The organism is Nocardia sp. NRRL S-836 (genome assembly GCF_001279525.1).
In the GTDB taxonomy this organism is placed as follows: domain Bacteria; phylum Actinomycetota; class Actinomycetes; order Mycobacteriales; family Pseudonocardiaceae; genus Lentzea.
This window is the reverse complement of the sequence record NZ_LGDY01000103.1, coordinates 41,410-61,112: the sequence shown is the minus strand read 5'-3', so window position 1 is coordinate 61,112 and position 19,703 is coordinate 41,410. Positions and strand designations below refer to the sequence as shown.

The window sequence follows — 19,703 nt, the reverse complement described above, 5'->3', positions numbered from 1 at the left end:
AGACTCCTCGGCAAGACAGGGGGCGGTGGTGGCCCGTCGTCCGCCACGGACGGGCCACCGGCCCCTGCCGGGCGCGTGGCCCGGCGGGAAGGTGGTGGCCCGCCACCGCCGGATGGGCGGGCCACCGGTCTGGGTGGCCTCAGTCGGCCGAGTGGAAGCGGAACGCGGACAGCCGGAACGTACCGTGCAACGTCACCCGCAGGTCGCGGACGCCGTGCAGCGGTGCCGGCAGCGCGGCCGACGCCGTCGTCCACCGGTAGCGGTCGCCGGTGACCGGCACCGGGACCTCCGCGAGCAGGCCCTCGTCCGTCCAGAACGCCACCCGCGCGTCCTGGCCGGCGGCGTCTTGGGCGACCTCGGCCTCGACCCGGACCGCACCGGTCAGGTCGACGGAGTGGAACCACAGCGTTCCCAGCGCATCGGCCGTGACCGCGTCACCGCTCGTGCGCGTCGCGTCGACCAGGGTCACGCCCTCGTACTCGTCGAAGTCCACGGCGAGCACCCGGCGGTCGACACCGGCGCGGGGTGTGGGCGCGGGCCCGACCACCGTGAGCGGTGCGGTGAGCACGACGTCCTCGGCGGACCGGGCGACGAGCAGCTCGTAGGCGCCGGGATCGACGGTGAAGGCACCGGTGGCGACGTCCCAGTGGGCCAGCTGCTCGGTGGACAGCCGGAAGGACAGCACCCGGCTCTCCCCGGCGGCCAGCACGACCTTGCGGAAGTCGGCGAGCCGCAGCCTCGGTGCCGCGTAACGGGCGTCGAGCGCGCGGACGTAGAGCTGGACGACCTCGCTGCCGGTGCGGGCACCGGTGTTGGCCAGCGTCACCGACACGTCGACCGCGCTGTTCGTGGTGACGGTGTCCGAGGAGAGGATCAGGTCGCGGTGGGCGAACCCGGTGTAGGACAGGCCGTGGCCGAACGGGTACAGCGGCGCCGCCCGGTGGTACTGGTAGGTCCAGCCCGCCTTGATGACGTCGTAGTCGAGCGGGTGCGGCAGCTCGTCGTCGCCGCGGTACCAGGTCTGCGGCAGCCGCCCGGCCGGGTCGGCCTCCCCGAGCAGCACGGCGGCCACCGCGCGGCCTGTCTCCTGCCCGCCGTGGGAGGTCCACACCACGGCGGGCAGGTGCTCGTCGGCCCAGTCGAGGGCGTAGGGGTAGCTGCTCATCACGACCAGCGCGGTGTCCCTGCGGACGCCGGCGACCGCGCGCAGCAACGACTCCTGGGCCGCGGGCAGCGCGATGCCGGCGCGGTCCTCGGTCTCGCGGCCGTGGATCAGCGGCTGGTTGCCGAGGACGACCACGGCGACGTCGGCCGACAGCGCCGCGGCCAGTGCCTCCCCGGTGCCGTCGCTCAGCACCTCGCGTTCCCAGCGTTCGGCGGCCTCCGGTGCCTCGGCGGTGACGCTCACCCGGCCGTCGACGGGGTCGACGACGGCGTACCGGCCCGTGAGGACACTTTGGACCAGCACCGAGTCGTCGGCCGGCACCAGGCGGAACGTCTCGGCGACGTCCCAGCTCTTGACCTGGTCCTGGTCGGCGGCCAGCGACGCGTCGTCGCGCTTGAGGCTCAGATAGCGCCGGTTCTCGGCGGACCGCAGGGTCAGCACGCCGTCGCCCCAGTCGTGCACGTCGAACGGCGTCTTGCCGAGCAGCTCACCGCTGGTGCGCGAACGCAACGCCACGCGGTCGGCGCCGTCCGCCACGACCACCTCACCGCCGTGGACCCCCAGCACGGCCTTGAGCCCGTCGGCCACCGTCACCCGGTACGGCAACGTGCCGCTGTACCAGTCCTCGCACACCGTGTCGGCCAGCGGCCCGATGACGGCGACCCGCGGTGCGGTGGTCGCGTCGAGGGGGAGCAAACCCTTGTTGCGCAACAACACCACCGACTCGGTCGCGGACCGCAGCGCGAGCGCGCGGTGCTCGGCGCAGTCGATGACCTCGGGGCCGATGTCGGTGTACGGGTCGAGGTCCGGGTCGAACTCGCCCAGCCGGAAGCGCAGTGCCAGCTGCCGCCGCACCGCGCGGTCCACGTCGGCCTCGTCGATCAAGCCGCGCTCCAGTGCCGCGCGCAGCCTGCCGATCGGGACGTCGCTCTCCTCGCCGTGGTCGGTGAAGCTGTCGATGCCCGCCTTGAGCGCGGCACCGTGGGACTCGGCGTGGTCGTCGAAGTAGTGCTCGGGATCGACCAGGTTGGACGGTGCCTCGGCGTCGCTGACGACGAACAGCTCGTGCCCGGTCGGCTCTGCCCAGCGCCGCAGCTCGGTCTCGATCAACGGGGTGACGTGGCACGGGCGGCCGTTGACCAGGTTGTAGCCGGCCATCGCGCCGGTGGCGGCACCGGAGGCGACCACGGGCCGGAACGCCGCCAGGTCGTACTCCTGCAGCACGCGCGGGCGCAGGCCGGACGAGGTGGTGCAGCGGTCGTCCTCGTTGTTGTAGGCCAGGAAGTGCTTGAGCACGGGCGCCGCGCGCAGGAACCGCGGGTGCTCGCCCGCGAGACCGCGGCAGAACGCCGTCCCGAGCCGCGCGGTGTGCAGCGGGTCCTCGGAGTAGCCCTCCTCGTTGCGGCCCCAGCGCGGGTCGCGCAGCAGGTTCAGCACCGGTGCCCACGCCTGGAGGCTGTTCGTGCCGGTGCCGACGGCGGTCGGGCGGCGGTAGTGGAACGCGCGCAGCTCGACCGACGTGGCCTCGGCGACCCGGCGCACCAGCTCCTCGTCCCACGTCGCACCCAGCCCCACGGCCTGCGGGAACACGGTGGCCACACCGAGCCAGGCCACCCCGTGCAACGTCTCGGTGCCGGTGCGGAACGCGGCGACGCCCAGGCGCGGCACGGCCGGTGAGTACTGGTGCAGCATCGCGATCCGCTCGTCGAGCGTCAGCCGCCCGAGCAGGTCGTCGATGCGCTTGCGCGTCGGCAGCGCCGGGTCGCGGAAAGGCAGCCGGTCGACGGCGGGCACAGCCTCGGAAACCACGTGGTAACCCCTCAGGTAGGAGGTGGCAGTGAAGCGTTTCGACGGTGGCACGCTGGGGTTTCCGCTGTCAACGGTCTTGTTTCGTGCGACGTGCGTCACTACTGTGCCGGACATCCGTTTAAGCGCTTCGACACTTCGACGATGAAGGATCGGTTCCGCCATGGGCAACGAGTTGAACCGCAGAAGCTTCCTGGGCGCCGCTGTCTCGGCGGCCGGCCTCGTCGCGATGGGACCACTGCTGTCGGGCTGCGGGGGCAGCGCGGCACAGCGGGCCGGGGTGAACTCCGGAGCCGGCCTGCAGGCCGCGCTCCCGGCCCACGTGCCCAACACGGCCATCAAGCCGGACTTCCCCTCGGTGGCCGGCGGCCCCGACGTGCTGACGAAGCCCGGTTTCCTCGGCTACCCGGCCGACCGCGTCGCCACCGTCTCCGGCGTGCCCGGCAAGGGCGGCCGGTACTCGGCGGTCACCCCGCTGTGGGGCACCATCCCGCCCGCGGACAACGCGTTCTACCAGGCGATGAACTCCGCGCTCGGCGTCGAGCTGCAGATGAAGCCCGCCGACGGCAACACCTACAACACGATCGTCTCGACGATGACGGCCGCGAAGAAGCTCCCCGACTGGATCCAGCTGCCGGCCTGGTGGAACGCCAACTTCAACACCGGTGGCCTGGCCGGCAACCAGCTGGCGGACCTCACGCCGTTCCTGTCCGGCGACAACGTCAAGAAGTACCCCAACCTCGCGGCCATCCCGACCGCCGCCTGGCGGGCCGGTGCCTGGGGCGACAAGCTGTACGGGATCCCCTGCGTCTCCTCGGGTTTCGAGATCACGGGCACGGTCTTCTACCGCCGCGACGTCCTGGAGGCCAAGGGCATCACGGCCGACCAGGTCAAGTCCGCGGACGACCTGATGAACCTCGGCAAGGAGCTCACCGACGCGAAAGCGGGCGTGTGGGCGTTCGGCGACGTCTGGACCTACCTCTTCACCACCTTCGGAGCACCGCTGAAGTGGCGCGTGGACAACGGGAAGCTCGTCCACAGGTACGAGACCGAGGAGTTCCTCGCCGCCCTCGACTGGCACCACCGCCTCGCGACCGCCGGGTACGTCCACCCCGACGCGCTCGCCGGTGACTCCGCCGGCACCACCCGCTTCTACGCGGGCAAGGCCCTGATCACCGGCGACGGCATGGGCGCGTGGAACCTCGCCGACCACCAGGCCGGCCGGGCCGCGAACCCGAACTACCGCCGCGGCGCGTTCAACGTCATCGCCGCCGACGGCAAGAGCACGCCCCGCGTCGACATGGGCCCCTCCACCAGCATCATCAGCTACCTCAACGCCAACCTGAAGCGCGAGCAGATCGAAGAGCTGCTGTCGGTCGCGAACTACCTGGCCGCACCGTTCGGCTCCGCCGAGTACACGATGGTCAACTTCGGCGTCGAAGGCACCCACTTCACCATGGTCGACGGCGTGCCGACGCCCACCGAGGCGGGCAAGAAGGAGGTCCAGGCGCTGACCTACCCGTTCCTCGCCTCGCCGCCCGCCGTGATCAGCAACCCCACCGGCGACACCGTCACCAGGGACTACACCTCCTGGCAGAACGCCAACGTGAAAGCGCTTGCCAAGCCGGTCTTCTGGAGCATGAACGTCAGCATGCCGCAGGCGCAGGCCACCGCCGACGCCGCGCAGGCCGTCGAGGACACCATCAAGGACTGCTACCACGGCAAGAAGAAGGTGCAGGACGTCAAGGACGCCATCGCGACGTGGAAGTCCAGCGGCGGTGGTGACCGGCTGATCGCGTGGACGAACGACAACGTCCTGCAGAAGTACGGCACGGGGCAGTGACCACGCTCGGCTCACGCCGCACGGGACGACCGGCGCGGCCGAACTGGCGGGTCAGGCTGCTGCGCGACCGCTCGCTGGTCCTGATGACGCTGCCCGCCGTCCTGCTGCTGCTGGTGTTCAACTACGTGCCGCTGTTCGGGGTCGTCACCGCGTTCCAGGAGTACGACCCGCTGTCCGGTGTCTCCGGCAGCCCGTGGGTGGGCCTCTACCAGTTCCAACGGCTCTTCGACGACCCGTTGTTCTGGGGCGCGGTGCGCAACACCCTGTACCTCAGCTTCGTCCAGCTGATCCTGTTCTTCCCGATCCCCATCGCGCTGGCGCTGCTGCTGAACTCCGTGCTCAGCGAACGGATCCGCAACTTCATCCAGTCCGTCGTCTACCTGCCGCACTTCTTCTCGTGGGTGCTGGCCGTGACGATCTTCCAGCAGATGCTCGGCGGTGCGGGCGCGCTCAACCAGTTCCTGCGCAACAACGACCTCGGCACGTGGGACGTCATGACGAACCCGGACACCTTCGCGCTGCTGGTCAGCGCGCAGGTGATCTGGAAGGAGGCCGGCTGGGGGATCATCGTGTTCCTGGCCGCGCTCGCCGCCATCAACACCGACCTCTACGAGGCGGCTGCGGCGGACGGCGCGGGCCGGTGGCGCCGGCTGTGGCACATCACGCTGCCCGGCCTGCGCGGCGTGATCGTGCTGATGCTGGTGCTGCGCCTGGGCAACGCGCTGACCGTCGGCTTCGAGCAGTTCCTGATCCAGCGGTACGCGGTCGGCCACGACACGGCGGACGTGCTGGACACCTTCTCGTTCTACTTCGGCATCGCCACCAACGACTACAGCTACGGCGCGGCGGCGGGGCTGTTCAAGAGCGTGATCTCGCTGTTGCTCATCTGGGGAGCCAACAGGCTGGCGCACGCCTTCGGCGAAGACGGGTTGTACCGCAATTGACTTCCTCTTCCTCGTGCACGAGGAGACTCCCACGGCTCGCGCCGCGGGGTTTCTGCTTCGCCGCCGACCGCCCGCCCGGAGGGTTCCGTTGAGGTCCTACATCAGCTCCACAGACCGACACCGCCAGCCCGGCGGCCAGGATGTTGCGTGCCCCGTTCACATCTCGATCATGGGTCGCGCCACAGCCACAGGTCCACGTGCGCACGTGCAGTGGCATCCTCGCCACGAGCGCGCCGCAGACCGAGCACAGCTTGGACGACGGGAACCAGCGATCAACCACGATCACTTGCCGTCCGTACCACTTTGCCTTGTATCCCAGCTGTCGCCGGAACTGTCGCCAGCCCGCGTCAGTGATGGCGCGAGCCAGCTTTCGGTTGCTGACCATGTTGGACACGGCCAGGTCCTCGATCACGAGCGTTTGGTTCTCACGCACGAGCCGAGTGGTGATCTTGTGCAGGAAGTCGGACCGCCGATCGGCGATCCGGGCGTGCACTCGGGCAACCGCAACGCGGGCCCTGGCCCGGTTGCTGCTGCCCTTCTGCTTGCGACACAGCGCCCGCTGGACCTTGACCAGACGTTCCCGGTCGCGGCGCTCGTGCCGGGGATTGCCGATCTTCTCCCCGGTCGACAGCACCAGCAGGTGGTCGAGACCGACGTCGACGCCGACCACCGCATCGGTGGCGGGCAGCGGCCGCACGGCGGGGTCATCGCAGAGCAGGGAGACGAACCAGCGCCCGGCCGAGTCCCGGGACACGGTCACCGTCGAGGGGACCGCTCCTGCGGGCAGTGGCCGGGACCAGCGGATGTCCAGTGGCTCGGCCATCTTGGCCAGCGTCAGCGCGCCGTCGCGCCAGCGGAACGCCGAGCGGGTGTACTCGGCGCTGGCCCGCGACTTCTTGCGCGACTTGAACCGCGGAAACCGGGCACGCTTGGCGAAGAAGTTCGTGAACCCGGTTTGCAGGTGCCGCAGCGCCTGCTGCAACGGCACCGACGACACCTCGGCCAGGAACGCGAGCTCCTCGGTGCGCTTCCACGCGGTCAGCAACGCCGACGTGGCCCCGTAGCCGACCCGTTCGCCGCGCAGCGTCCACGCCTCCGCACGGGCCTGCAATGCCAGGTTGTAGACCTTGCGGACACACCCGAACGTGCGCGACAGCTCCGCCGCCTGCACCTCGCTCGGATAGAAGCGGTACCTGAACCCCCGCTTCACCTGACCATTCACCGTTCACAAACTATCAAGCCGTCGGATGTCCGCACCTCGCTGGGGTGTGGACGCTACGCCGTCCCGGCGACGAACCGGCCGTCCGTGTCCTGCTCGGCAGGGGCCAGGTTCCTCCCCGCCTTGAAGGCCGAGTTCTCCTGGGAGGACTTCGAATGACACTCGCGATCGACCGCACCGACGCGGACACCGCCGCGCACCCCGTTGCGCCGCAGCAGGTCCGCAAGAAGAGGAAGAACGAGCGCCCGGTCTGGGAGGAACCGCCGACCGTCGCGGGCGAGGCGGCCAAGGGCATCACCCTCGGCGGCGTGCTGCTCGTGATGCTGGTCCCGCTGTGGATCATCGTGATCACGAGCCTGTCCACCCAGGGCGCGGTCAACCGGGCCGGTGGCCTGGTGCTCTGGCCGGACGGCCTCACCCTGGAGACCTACCGGGTGATGCTCGCGGACTCGACGGTGCGCAACGCACTCGTGGTCAGCCTCGGCATCACGCTGGTCGGCACGGCGGTGTCGATGGTGGTGTCGGTGCTGTGCGCCTACGGCCTGTCCCGGTCGCGGTCGTTCGGGCACCGCTTCCTGCTGGCGCTGCTGATCGTCACGATGTTCGTCAACGGCGGCCTGATCCCGACGTTCCTCGTCGTGACCGGGCTCGGTGGCTACGGCCAGCTGTGGTCGCTGATCCTGCCGAGCGCGGTGTCGGTGTTCAACATCCTGATCCTGCGCGCCTTCTACTCCGGCACCTCCACCGACCTGATCGAGGCGGCCCGCATCGACGGTGCGGGGGAGTGGCGGATCCTGTGGTCCATCGTCCTGCCGACCTCGCGGGCGGTGACCGCGGTGATGGCGCTCTTCTACGGCGTCGGCTACTGGAACTCGTTCTTCAACGTCATGCTGTACATGCCGACGGACAGCGAGAAGTGGCCGTTGCAGTACGTCCTCTACACGTACGTCAGCCGCGGCAACGGGATGCCCGGCTCGGTCAACAGCGGCTTCGGTGACGCGCTGTCGCAGACCGCGCCGCTGTCGTTGCAGATGGCCGTGGTCGTGCTGACGCTCGTGCCGTTGCTCATCGTCTACCCGTTCGTGCAGAAGCACTTCCGCACGGGTGTCCTGACCGGCGCTATCAAGGGCTGAACATTCATGGTGACCATTGCCGACGTGGCCAGGCACGCGGGCGTGTCGTCCAGCACGGTGAGCTACGTGCTGAGCGGCAAGCGCGCGATCTCCGAGGAGACCCGCCTGCGGGTGCGGACCTCCGTGCGGGAGCTCGGCTACCACCCCCACGCCGGCGCGCGGGCGCTGGCAGCGCGGCGCTCGCACATCGTCGCGCTGATGGTGCCGCTGCGCACCGACGTCTACGTGCCGGTGATGATGGAGATCGCGATCGCGGTGACGATGGCGGCCCGGCAGCACGGGTACGACGTCCTGTTGATCACGAACGACGAGGGCCCGGACGGGGTCAAGCGGATCGCGGCCAGCGGGCTGGCCGACGGCGTGATCCTGATGGACGTCGAGCTGGACGACGAGCGCATCCCGGTGCTGCAGGCGCAGGGCACCCAGGCCGCGCTCATCGGCCTGCCGCAGGACCCCGCCGGACTGTCCTGTGTGGACCACGACTTCGCCGTCGCCGGTGCGCTGTGCGCCGACCACCTGGCCGATCTCGGTCACCGCGAGATCGCCTTCATCGGTTACGGTTCCGGTGTCTACCACCGGCACGCCGGGTACGCCGAGCGCACGCTGGCCGGGTTCCGCGAGCGGGCCGAGCAGCGCGGTCTGCGCTTCCTGCACCGCTCCTGCGAGGGCACCTACGAGAGCACGGCCGGTGCGCTCGCCCGCGTCCTCGCCGACCGGCCGGCGACCACCGGTTTCGTGGTGCAGAACGAGGGTGCGATCGGCCCGCTGCTCACGTTGCTGCGCACCAGCGGGCGGACCGTGCCCGAGGACGCCTCGGTGATCGCGCTGTGCCAGGACCAGCTCGCCGAGCAGTTCGCGCCCAGGCTCACCGCGGTCACCGGGTCCGCGCAGGACCTCGGCCGGGTGGCCGTCGAGCAGATCATGCGCAGGCTCACCGCGGTGCGTGACGGCGACCGGCCGGCCGACGACCAGGTCCTGCTCACGCCCGTGCTGACGATCCGCGACAGCACAGGACCCGCGCCCCGCCTGCCCTGACCCGCCCCGGCACCGACCTCTCCGCACCGCTCACCAACGCGAGGAGCTCCCGCATGCCCAAGTACCTCCGAGACCTCGGCACCGCCCTCGAGTGGCGGGCCAGGGGCGAGACCCTGCGCGTCGAGGCGTGGGGCCGTGACGCCGTGCGCGTCCGGGCCACCCCCGCGGGCCCGCTGGCCGAGGACCTCCCCGGCGCGCTGCTCGACACGCCACCGGACGGCGGTGAGGTGGAGATCAAGATCGCCGAGCACCACGCGACCCTCGTCAACGGCGCGCTCACCGTGCGGATCGACGCCGGCACCGAGGGCGCGCTGACGCCGGACCTGGCCGCGTCGGCCGGGCGGTTGACGTTCAGCCGGACCGAGGACGGCACCGAGCTGCTCGCCGAGGAGTCCGCGCACTTCTGGTGGCCCGGACCGCGACTCGCGACCGCGACCGGCAACGGCCACCACCGCCTCGAACAACGCTTCCGCGCCTATCCCGGGGAACGGCTCTACGGCCTCGGCCAGCACACGCACGGCCTGCTGGACCAGAAGGGCGCCGTCATCGACCTGGTGCAGCGCAACGCCGAGGTCACCATCCCGGTGCTGATCTCCGACCGCGGCTACGGCCTGCTGTGGAACTCGCCGGCCATCGGCCGGGTGGAGCTCGCGGAGACCGGTACCCGCTGGGTGTCCGACAGCGCGCGCCAGATCGACTACTGGATCGCCGCCGGCGAGCCCGCCGAGGTGCTGAGCCGCTACGCCGACGCGACCGGGCACTCGCCGGAGCTGCCGGAGTGGGCGGCCGGGTTCTGGCAGTGCAAGCTGCGCTACCGCAACCAGGACGAGCTGATGGCGGTGGCGCGCGAGTACAAGCGCCGCGGGCTGCCGCTGTCGGTGATCGTGTGCGACTTCTTCCACTGGACGCACCTAGGCGAGTGGCGCTTCGACCCGGCCGAGTGGCCCGATCCCGCGGCCATGGTCCGCGAGCTGGACGAGATGGGTGTCCAGCTGATGGTCTCGGTGTGGCCGTCGGTCAGCCCGGCCAGCGAGAACTACCACCCGATGCTCAACCAGGGGCTGTTCATCGGCACCGAGTTCGGCCCGATGGCGCACGCCGACTGGCCGGACAAGGGGCTCGGCGCGTACTCCGCGCAGGTCGCGTTCTACGACGCCACCAACCCGGAGGCCCGCGCGTACGTGTGGGACCGCATCCGGCAGGGTTACCACGACCTCGGCATCAAGGTGTTCTGGCTGGACGCGGGCGAACCCGAGCTCAAGCCCGGCCACCAGTACAACCTGCGCTACCACGCCGGTCCCGGCCTGGAGGTCGGCAACCTCTACCCCCGCGAGAACGCCCGCACCGTCCACGACGGACTCCGCGCGGCCGGGGAGACCGAGGTCATCTCGCTCAACCGGTCCTCCTGGGCGGGTGCGCAGCGTTACGGCGCCGCGCTGTGGTCGGGCGACATCGGCACGGACTTCGCCACGCTGCGCGCGCAGATCAAGGCGGGCCTGAACGTGATGCTGTCGGGCATCCCGTGGTGGACCACGGACATCGGCGGCTTCCACGGCGGCGACCCGGACGACCCCGCCTACCGCGAGGTGCTCGTGCGCTGGTTCCAGTACGGCACCTTCTGCCCGCTGTTCCGGCTGCACGGCTTCCGCGGCGACGAGCAGGTGCTGGAACCCGCGATGACCGGCCTGCCCAACGAGGTCTGGTCCTACGGCGAGGAGGCCTACGAGGTCTTGGCCGCGCACCTGCGGCTGCGGGAACGCCTGCGCCCCTATGTGATGGAGCAGATGCGCACGGCGTCGCGGACCGGTGTGCCGCCGATGCGGCCGGTGTTCCTGGAGTTCCCCGGCGACCCGGCGGCGTGGCGGGTCGAGGACGCGTTCCTGCTCGGCCCCGACCTGCTGGTCGCGCCGATCACCGAGGCGGGCGCGCGGGAACGCGAGGTCCACCTGCCCGCCGGGGCGCGGTGGACCGACGTGTGGACCGGCGAGGAGCACGAGGGCGGGCGGACGGTCGTCGCCGCGGCGCCGATCGAGCGCATCCCGCTGTTCCTGCGCGACGGCGCCAGCCTGCCCGTGCGCGAGGAGGGCGCGTGACGGCCCGGCGGCTGACCGACCGGCTGGGCGGGCTCGCGTTCGGCGGTGACCACAACCCCGAGCAGTGGGACGAGCAGGTGTGGGAGGAGGACGACGAGCTGATGCGCGTGGCCGGAGTCAACCTGGCCACGGTCGGCGTGTTCTCCTGGGCGCTGCTGGAGCCGGAGGAGGGCCGCTACGACTTCGGGTGGCTCGACGCGCACCTGGACCGGTTGCACGCCAACGGTGTCGCGGTCGACCTGGCCACGCCGACCGCCTCGCCGCCACCGTGGTTCACGCTGGCGCACCCGGACGCGCTGCCCGTCACCGCCGAGGGCGCCCGGCTGGTCCACGGCAGCCGCGACACCTACTGCCTCACCGCTCCCGCCTACCGCGCCGCCGCCCGGCGCATCGCCGCCGCGCTCGCGGAGCGCTACGGCGACCACCCGGCGCTGGCGTTGTGGCACGTGCACAACGAGTACGCGACGTTGTGCTATTGCGAGCACACCGCCGCCGCGTTCCGGATGTGGCTGCGCGACCGGTACGGCACGCTCGACGCGCTGAACGAGTCGTGGGGCACCGCGTTCTGGAGCCAGCGCTACGGCAGCTGGGAACAGGTGCTGCCACCGCGCGCCACCCAGTGGCACCGCAACCCCGGCCACACGCTGGACTTCAGCCGGTTCTTCTCCGACGAGGTGGTGGCCGCCTACCGCGAGCAGCGCGACGCGATCCGCGCGCACAGCGACCGGCCGGTGACGACCAACCTGATGATGCCCGGCTACCAGAACGTCGACCTGTGGAAGCTCGGCCGCGAGGTCGACGTCGTCGCGATCGACCACTACCCGGACCGGCCGGGACGCAGCGCCGCCGCCGACGCCGCGTTCGCCGCCGACCGGGCCCGCTCGTTCGCGGGCGGTCGGCCGTGGCTGCTGATGGAGCAGGGCACGAGCACGGTCTACGACCGAGGCCGGACGCTGGCCAAGGAACCCGGCGAGATCCTGCGGCACTCGCTCGCCCACATCGCCCGCGGCTCGGAGGGCGCGCTGTTCTTCCAGTGGCGCCAGTCGAAGGCGGGCGCCGAGCAGTGGCACTCGGCGATGGTCCCGCACGCCGGGCCGGACAGCCGCGTCTTCCGCGAGGTCGCGGCGACGGGAGCGGCGGTGGCCCGCCTCGCCGCGCTGGCGGGGTCGGTGGTCACGGCGGAGGTGGCCGTGCTGCACGACTCCGACGCGTGGTGGGGGCTCAGCTCGGACGGCCTGCCCTCGTCCGAGCTCGACTACCACTCGGCGCTGCGCAACGCCCACCGCGCGGTGTGGGACGCCGGCGTGGTCGCGGACTTCGCGCACCCCGAGGCGGACCTGGGCCGCTACCGGCTGGTGCTCGCACCCGCGCTGTACCTGCTCTCCGACGCGGGGGCGGAGAACCTGCGGCGCTACGTCGCGGACGGCGGCACCGTGCTCGTCCAGCACTTCAGCGGGGTCGTGGACGACCGTGCGCAGGCCCGGCTCGGCGGCTACCCGGCCGCACCGCTGCGGGAGGCGCTCGGCATCCGGGTCGAGGAGTACCGGCCGTTGCGGCACGGGGAGCGGATCACGCTCTCCGACGGCTCGCACGGCACGGTCTGGAGCGAGTCCGTGCGGCCACAGGGTGCCGAGACGGTCGCCGCCTACACCGATGGCATGCTCGCCGGTTCGCCCGCGATCACCCGTCACGACTTCGGCGCCGGCCACGGCTGGTACCTGTCCACCCGCCTCGACGACGCGGACTACACGGCGCTGGTCGCCCGGCTGCTCGACACGGTCGGCGTCGGCCCGGTGCTGCCCGGTCTCCCACCCGGCACCGAGGCCGTGACCCGCGTGGCGGCGGACGGCCGGCGCTGGCACTTCGTGCTCAACCACCGCACCGAACCCGTGCAACTGCCGACGCCGGCCCACGACCTGCTCACGGATGGACCGGTGGCGGGGCTGCCACCGGGCGGATGCGCGGTGCTGAACGGAGGAACGTCGCTGTGACCACGATCCGCTGGGGCCACGACGCACTGACGTGGGAGCTCCACGTCACCGAGGGCCGGGTGCACCACGCGGGCAGCTCGTTGCCGCTGGTGGAGGCCACGGCCGCGAACCACGGCCGCACCTGGTCGAGCAACCTGCTGGTCGACACCGCCATCGGCAGCCGGTTGCGGTACCGCGGCCACCGCACACTGTCCGAACAGGACTGGCACCTGCTCGTGGTCGAGCTGCACGACGAGCAGAGCGGGCTGGCCGCCGAGCTGACCTACCGTTCCCCGGACGGTGTTCCCGTTGTGCGCAGCGAGGTCCTCGTGCGCAACGAGGGCAGTGCGCCGCTGCGGCTGGAGTCGGTCACGTCCCTCGTCACGGGCGGGCTCGGCGACCCGACCACCTCCGACGTGCTGCGGGCCGAGAACGACTGGCTCGCGGAGTGCCGGTGGCGGCGGGAACCGCTGCGCGTGCGGGTACCCGACCGCAACGGACGGCACCCCGACTTCCGCCACAAGGGCGCACACATCGTTGCCGGACAGGGTGTCTGGTCCAGCTGCGGGCACCTGCCGATGGGCGGCCTCACGGACCACGCGACCGGCCGGGCGTGGGTGTGGCAGGTCGAGCACAACGGCGGCGGCTGGCGCTGGGAGTGCGGTGAGCAGGACGGCGCCGGGTACGTGGCGCTGTCCGGGCCGCAGGACCACGACCACGGCTGGCACCGCGTGCTGGTCCCCGGTGCCGAGTTCCGCACCGTGCCCGTCGCACTGGCCTGCGGCACGGACGGCCCGGACGACGCGTTCGCCGCGCTGACCCGCTACCGCCGCGCGAGCCGCAGGCCGCACCCCGACCACGAGCACCTGCCGGTCGTCTTCAACGACTACATGAACTGCCTGATGGGCGACCCGACCACGGCCAAGCTGCTGCCGCTGGTCGACGCCGCCGCCGAGGCGGGCGCCGAGTACTTCGTCATCGACGCGGGCTGGTACGCCGAGGAGGCCGAGAGCTGGTGGGACAGCGTCGGTGCGTGGGAGGCGTCCCGCACCCGCTTCCCCGGTGGCCTGCGGGAGGTGCTGGACCGCATCCGGGACCGCGGCATGGTCCCCGGCCTGTGGCTGGAGCCCGAGGTCATCGGCGTGCGCAGCCCGCTCGCGCGGACCCTGCCGGACGAGGCGTTCTTCCGCCGCGCCGGTGTGCGGGTCAGCGACAGCGGCCGCCACCACCTCGACCTGCGCCACCCGGCCGCACGCGCCCACCTGGACGCGGTGGTGGACCGGCTGGTGGGGCAGTGGGGTGTGGGCTACCTGAAGCTGGACCACAACATCAACCCCGGCTCCGGCACGAGCGCCGAGCCCGCGGAGAGCCCCGCCGACGGCCTGCTCGGCCACAACCGCGCCCACCTCGACTGGCTCGACGGCGTGCTGGACCGCCACCCGCACCTGGTGCTGGAGAACTGCGCGTCCGGTGGCATGCGGATGGACCACGCGCTGCTGTCCCGGACGCAGCTCCAGTCGACCAGCGACCAGCAGAACCTGGACCGCTACGCGCCCATCGCGGCCGCCGCACCCGCCGCCGTCACACCGGAGCAGGGCGCGGTCTGGGCCTACCCGCAGCCGGAGGACACGCTCGACGAGGTCGCGTTCACCATGGCGAGCGCGCTGCTCGGCCGGATCCACCTGTCCGGGAAGATCGCGGACCTGGCTCCGGACGCGCGGGCGCTCGTCCACGAGGCCTTGGCCGTGTACAGGGAGATCCGCGCCGACCTGCCGGTGGCGGTGCCCTCCTGGCCGCTCGGCCTGCCCGGCTGGGACGACCCGTGGCTGGCGCTCGCGCTCAGCACCCCGTCCACCACCTACCTGACCGTCTGGCGCCGGCCCGGTGGCCCGGACGCGGTGACGCTGCCGTTGCCACGACTGTCCGATGTGGACGTCGAACGGCTCTACCCGGCGGGCGGCGCGGTGGAGGCGCGGTGGGAGCCGGACACCGCGGAGCTCGTGGTGACGCTGCCGTCGGCGCCGTCCGCCGTGCTGTACCGCCTCTCGAACCGCGGGAGTGACGGGTGAGCGCCGCCGAGCCCGTGATCGCGGGCATGCACCCCGACCCGAGCGTGTGCCGGGTGGGGGAGGACTACTACCTGGTGTGCTCCAGTTTCGAGTACTTCCCCGGCATTCCGGTCTTCCACAGCCGCGACCTCGTGCACTGGACGCAGATCGGCAACGCGCTCGACCGCACGAGCCAGCTGCTGCTGACCCCGGAGACACCGTCCTCCGCCGGGATCTACGCACCGACGCTGCGCCACCACGACGGCCGGTTCTGGCTGATCGTCACCAGCGTCAGCCACGGCGGCGGCACCATGGTGTTCACCGCCACCGACCCGGCGGGCCCGTGGTCGGACCCGGTCCGGTTGCCAGGCGTCGGTGGCATCGACCCCGACCTGGCCTGGGACGACGACGGCACCTGCTGGTGCACGGTCGCCGGCGTCGGGCAGTACCGCGTCGACCCGAGCACCGGCGAGACGTTCGGCGAGGCGCGCGAGCTCTGGTCCGGCACACCGGGTGCCAAGGCCCCGGAGGCACCGCACCTCTACCGGATCGGCGACCACTGGTACCTGCTGATCGCCGAGGGCGGCACCGAACGCGGCCACGGCGTGTCGATCGCGCGCGGCCGGTCGCCGCAGGGCCCGTTCGAGCCGTGCCCGGCCAACCCCGTCCTGTCCCACCGCGGCACCGACGAGCCCGTCCAGAACACCGGCCACGCCGACCTGGTGCCGGGGCCGGACGGGTCGTGGTGGCTGGTGCTGCTCGGCGTGCGGCCCGGCGGCGGCACCCCCGGCTGGCACGTGCTGGGCCGTGAGACGTTCCTGGCGCCGGTCAGCTGGGTCGACGGCTGGCCGGTGGCCGGACCGGTGGGCGCGACGCCCCCGTGGCCCCTTCACCCCGGACCGGCCGAGCCGGGCAGGGACGACTTCGACGACGGCGTGCTGCGGCCGTGCTGGATCTCCGTGCGCGACCGCTCCGAGCAGCACTGCACCACGCGGGAACGCCCCGGCTGGCTGACGTTGCACGCGCGCGGGGCCGGTCTGGACGACCCCACCGTCGTGTTCGTCGGCCGGCGCCAGCAGCACCGGTCGTGCCGCGTCCGCGCCCTGGTCGACGCCGCGGCCGGCAGCGGCGGGCTGGCCGTGCGGCTGGACGAGGAACACCACTACGAGATCGAGGCCGGCTCCGGCGAGGTGCGGGTGCTGGCCCGCATCGGTCCACTGCGGACGGTCGTGGCCGCCCGCGCGGTGCCCGCCGGGCCGCTGGTGCTGCACGTGCGGGTGGACCGGGCACGGGAGCTGCGCGACGCGCGGTCCGGCCCGGACACCGTCTCCTTCGGCGTCGAGGCGTCCGACGGCACGCTCACCGTGCTCGCCGCGCTCGACGGCCGGTACCTCTCCACCGAGGTGGCCGGTGGCTTCACCGGACGGGTCATCGGCGCGTACGCCGCCACCGGCACCGTCCACTTCGACTGGATCGACCACGAGCCGCTCGACTGATCAACGACGATTGCGGGGCGCTTCATGTTCACATCGACCGGTGGGAAACGTTCACTCCACCGCAGGATCGGCGCGTTCGTCGCCGCGGCCACGACACTCGCCGCGAGCTTCACCGCCGTGACGGCCGCCGACGCCGCGGAGACCGGGTGCCGCGTCGAGTACTCGGTCACGAGCCAGTGGGACGGCGGGTTCACCGCCGGCGTCGGCGTCACCAACCTCGGTGCCGCCGTCGACGGCTGGGAGCTGAGCTGGGAGTGGCCGTCCGGCCAGCAGACCGGCACCGCGTGGAACGCGCGGGTCACCGAGACCGACACCGCCGTCGTCGCCCAGGACGCCGGCTACAACGCCCGCATCGCGACCGGCGCGACTGTCACGTTCGGCTTCTCCGGCACCTGGGCCGACGCCAACACGGCGCCGCTGGCGTTCTCGCTCAACGGCGTCAGCTGCGTCCACGGCGCCTCGCTCAGCGCGATGGAGCACACCGCGGCGATGCAACCGGGGTGGAACCTCGGCAACACCCTCGACTCGACGGGCGCCGACGAGACGTCGTGGGGCAACCCGCGGGTCACCGGAGCGTTGCTGGACACCGTGAAGGCGCAGGGCTTCAAGAGCATCCGCATCCCCGTCACGTGGAGCGCCCACCTGGGCCCGGCACCGGACCACACGATCGAACCGGCCTACCTCGCCCGCGTGGAGGAGGTCGTGCGCTGGGCGCTGGCCCGCGACCTCTACGTGCTGGTCAACGTCCACCACGACTCGTGGCAGTGGATGTCGGCGATGCCGGCCGAACGCGACCAGGTGCTCACCCGGTTCAACCGGATCTGGACGCAGCTGGCGGGCGCCTTCGGCGAGTTCGGGCCGAAGCTCACGTTCGAGAGCTGGAACGAGCCCCAGTTCACCGGCAGCACCGGCAAGCCGCAGGAGATCGCGCTCAACGCCGAGCTCAACGCGTCGTTCCACGACATCGTGCGCCGGTCGGGCGGCAACAACGCCACCCGCCTGCTCGTCCTGCCGACCCTGCACACCTCGTCGGAGCAGCAGTACGTCGACCCGCTGGTGGAGCAGATCCGCGGGTTCGGCGACCCCAACCTGGCCGCGACCGTGCACTACTACGGCTACTGGCCGTTCAGCGTGAACGTCGCGGGTGGCACGCGCTACGACGCCACCGCCCAGAAGGACCTCGTCGACACGCTCGACCGGGTGCACACCAGCTTCGTCGCGCGCGGCATCCCGGTGGTCCTCGGCGAGTACGGCCTGCTCGGGTTCGACCGCCACACCGGCACCATCGAACAGGGCGAGAAGCTCAAGTTCTTCGAACACCTCGGCTACTACGCCAAGGCCAAGAAGATCACCACGATGCTCTGGGACAACGGCCAGCACCTGGGCCGCACGTCGTTCCAGTGGAGCGACCCCCAGCTGTACGCGCAGATCAGGTCGAGCTGGACGACCCGCTCCGGCACCGCGTACACCGACCAGGTGTTCCTCGCGAAGTCGAGCCCGATCACCGCCAGGACGATCGCGCTCAACCTCAACGGCACCTCGTTCACCGGCCTCTACCAGGGCAGCACCAAGCTGACCAACGGACGTGACTACACGATCTCCGGCGACCAGCTCACCCTGACCGCGTCGGCGCTGACCCGGCTGAGCGGGTCACGCGGCTACGGCACGAACGCGGTCCTGACGGTCCGCTTCTCGCACGGCGTGCCGTGGCGGCTCACCGTGATCACCTACGACACCCCGGTGCTGTCGGGCGCCACCGGCACGACGGCGGCGTTCGCGATCCCGACGGCGTTCCGCGGCGACCAGCTCGCCACGATGGAGGCGCGGTACGACGACGGCACCAACGCCGGTCCGCACGACTGGACGCCGTTCAAGGAGTACGACCGCGCGTTCGCGCCGGACCACACCGACGGCCGCACCACGCTGACCGCGGAGTTCTTCGCCGCCGTCCGCGACGGCGCACGGGTGACGCTCACGTTCCACTACTGGAGCGGCGCGAAGGTCACCTACCACGTGACCAGGACGGGCGACTCGGTCACCGGCACCCCCGCCTGACACCCACCGTCACCGCCGCCGTTGCTGTCGTAAGCGGGGCACGGGTGGGTGAACGGAGGTGGGGGAGACGGCCTGTTGTTCGGTCGGCGGCGGAATAGTGCGGGAGGGTGCCGGGTTGACGTGCATGTCCATCGATCTTGGAAGGGCCTGTCATGAAGATCGGCATCATCGGCGCCGGCAACATCGGCGGCAACCTCACCAGGCGGCTCACGGCCCTCGGCCACGACGTCTCGGTCGCGAACTCGCGTGGCCCGCAGACGCTCACCGAACTGGCCGAGGAGACCGGCGCCACGCCCGTCACCGTCGAGGAGGCGGCCCGCGGCGCGGAGGTCGTCATCGTCACGATCCCCCTCAAGGCGATCCCCGACCTGCCGTCCGGGCTGTTCGACCAGGCGGCGGAGGGTGTCGCGGTGATCGACACCGGCAACTACTACCCCCAGCAGCGCGACGGCCGGATCCCGGAGATCCTGGACGAGGGCGTGACCGAGAGCCGCTGGACCGAACGCCACCTCGGCCACCCGGTGATCAAGGCCTTCAACGGCACGTACGCCGCCGACATCCTGGACCGCGCCCGCCCGGCCGGTGCGCCGGACCGGCAGGCGCTCCCGGTGGCCGGCGACGACGAGCAGGCCAAGGCGAAGGTGCGGGCGCTGATCGACGAGCTCGGGTTCGACACGGTCGACGCCGGTGGTCTCGACGAGTCCTGGCGGCAGCAGCCGGGCACCCCCGTCTACGGTCTGCGCGAGGGCGTCGAAGGCGTGACCAGGGCGCTGGGCGAAGCGAGCCGCGACCGCTCGCCGGACTTCGTCCTGTAACCGTCCACATCGGACTGGGAGATCGTCGAACGCCGGTGCGGTGTTCGACGATTTCCCAGTGTTCGTTGCTTTGTGTACACG

Annotated in this window: 12 protein-coding genes; 10 read left to right on the top strand and 2 right to left on the bottom strand. The window is 71.6% G+C overall.

The annotated features are described in order from the left end of the window. Window positions 1-139: 139 nt before the first annotated feature. A complete protein-coding gene (locus ADL03_RS21985; RefSeq protein WP_197288544.1) occupies window positions 140-2,974 on the bottom strand; it encodes a glycoside hydrolase family 3 protein in 2,835 nt (944 codons plus the stop codon). 160 nt (window positions 2,975-3,134) lie between these two features. Here ADL03_RS21985 and ADL03_RS21980 point away from each other — a divergent pair, with 160 nt between their 5' ends. Then, window positions 3,135-4,814 (top strand): ABC transporter substrate-binding protein, encoded by a 1,680-nt coding sequence (locus ADL03_RS21980; protein WP_053735405.1) that lies wholly within the window; start codon window positions 3,135-3,137, stop codon window positions 4,812-4,814. Then, the gene (locus ADL03_RS21975; protein WP_053735404.1) at window positions 4,811-5,758 is read left to right on the top strand and encodes a sugar ABC transporter permease; all 948 of its coding nucleotides are present in this window, start codon (window positions 4,811-4,813) and stop codon (window positions 5,756-5,758) included. The genes ADL03_RS21980 and ADL03_RS21975 overlap by 4 nt, the downstream gene beginning before the upstream one ends. Here ADL03_RS21975 and ADL03_RS21970 read toward each other — a convergent pair. Continuing rightward, window positions 5,697-6,968 (bottom strand): transposase, encoded by a 1,272-nt coding sequence (locus tag ADL03_RS21970; protein WP_231642146.1) that lies wholly within the window; start codon window positions 6,966-6,968, stop codon window positions 5,697-5,699. The two genes, ADL03_RS21975 and ADL03_RS21970, sit on opposite strands and share 62 nt — an antisense overlap. 164 nt (window positions 6,969-7,132) lie before the next feature. On the opposite strand from ADL03_RS21970, the gene ADL03_RS21965 reads away from it, so the two are divergent. From ADL03_RS21965 to ADL03_RS21930, 8 genes are all read left to right on the top strand, one after another. Further along, a complete protein-coding gene (locus tag ADL03_RS21965; RefSeq protein WP_053735403.1) occupies window positions 7,133-8,110 on the top strand; it encodes a carbohydrate ABC transporter permease in 978 nt (325 codons plus the stop codon). A 6-nt stretch (window positions 8,111-8,116) separates the two neighbouring features. Continuing rightward, on the top strand, window positions 8,117-9,145 hold the full coding sequence (locus ADL03_RS21960) for a LacI family DNA-binding transcriptional regulator (protein ID WP_053735402.1): 1,029 nt from the start codon (window positions 8,117-8,119) through the stop codon (window positions 9,143-9,145). Window positions 9,146-9,198: 53 nt separating this feature from the next. Beyond that, a complete protein-coding gene (locus ADL03_RS21955; protein WP_082373354.1) occupies window positions 9,199-11,238 on the top strand; it encodes a TIM-barrel domain-containing protein in 2,040 nt (679 codons plus the stop codon). Beyond that, a complete protein-coding gene (locus ADL03_RS21950) occupies window positions 11,235-13,229 on the top strand; it encodes a beta-galactosidase (RefSeq protein ID WP_053735400.1) in 1,995 nt (664 codons plus the stop codon). Before ADL03_RS21955 ends, ADL03_RS21950 begins: the two co-directional genes overlap by 4 nt. Beyond that, entirely contained in the window at window positions 13,226-15,277 is a 2,052-nt protein-coding gene (locus ADL03_RS21945) for an alpha-galactosidase (protein ID WP_197288543.1), read from the top strand. The genes ADL03_RS21950 and ADL03_RS21945 overlap by 4 nt, the downstream gene beginning before the upstream one ends. Further along, on the top strand, window positions 15,274-16,752 hold the full coding sequence (locus ADL03_RS21940; protein ID WP_197288542.1) for a glycoside hydrolase family 43 protein: 1,479 nt from the start codon (window positions 15,274-15,276) through the stop codon (window positions 16,750-16,752). Before ADL03_RS21945 ends, ADL03_RS21940 begins: the two co-directional genes overlap by 4 nt. A 24-nt stretch (window positions 16,753-16,776) precedes the next feature. Further along, the gene (locus ADL03_RS21935) at window positions 16,777-18,807 is read left to right on the top strand and encodes a cellulase family glycosylhydrolase (RefSeq protein ID WP_053735398.1); all 2,031 of its coding nucleotides are present in this window, start codon (window positions 16,777-16,779) and stop codon (window positions 18,805-18,807) included. Between the two features lie 152 nt (window positions 18,808-18,959). Beyond that, entirely contained in the window at window positions 18,960-19,622 is a 663-nt protein-coding gene (locus ADL03_RS21930) for an NADPH-dependent F420 reductase (RefSeq protein WP_053735397.1), read from the top strand. The last annotated feature ends 81 nt before the right edge of the window (window positions 19,623-19,703 follow it).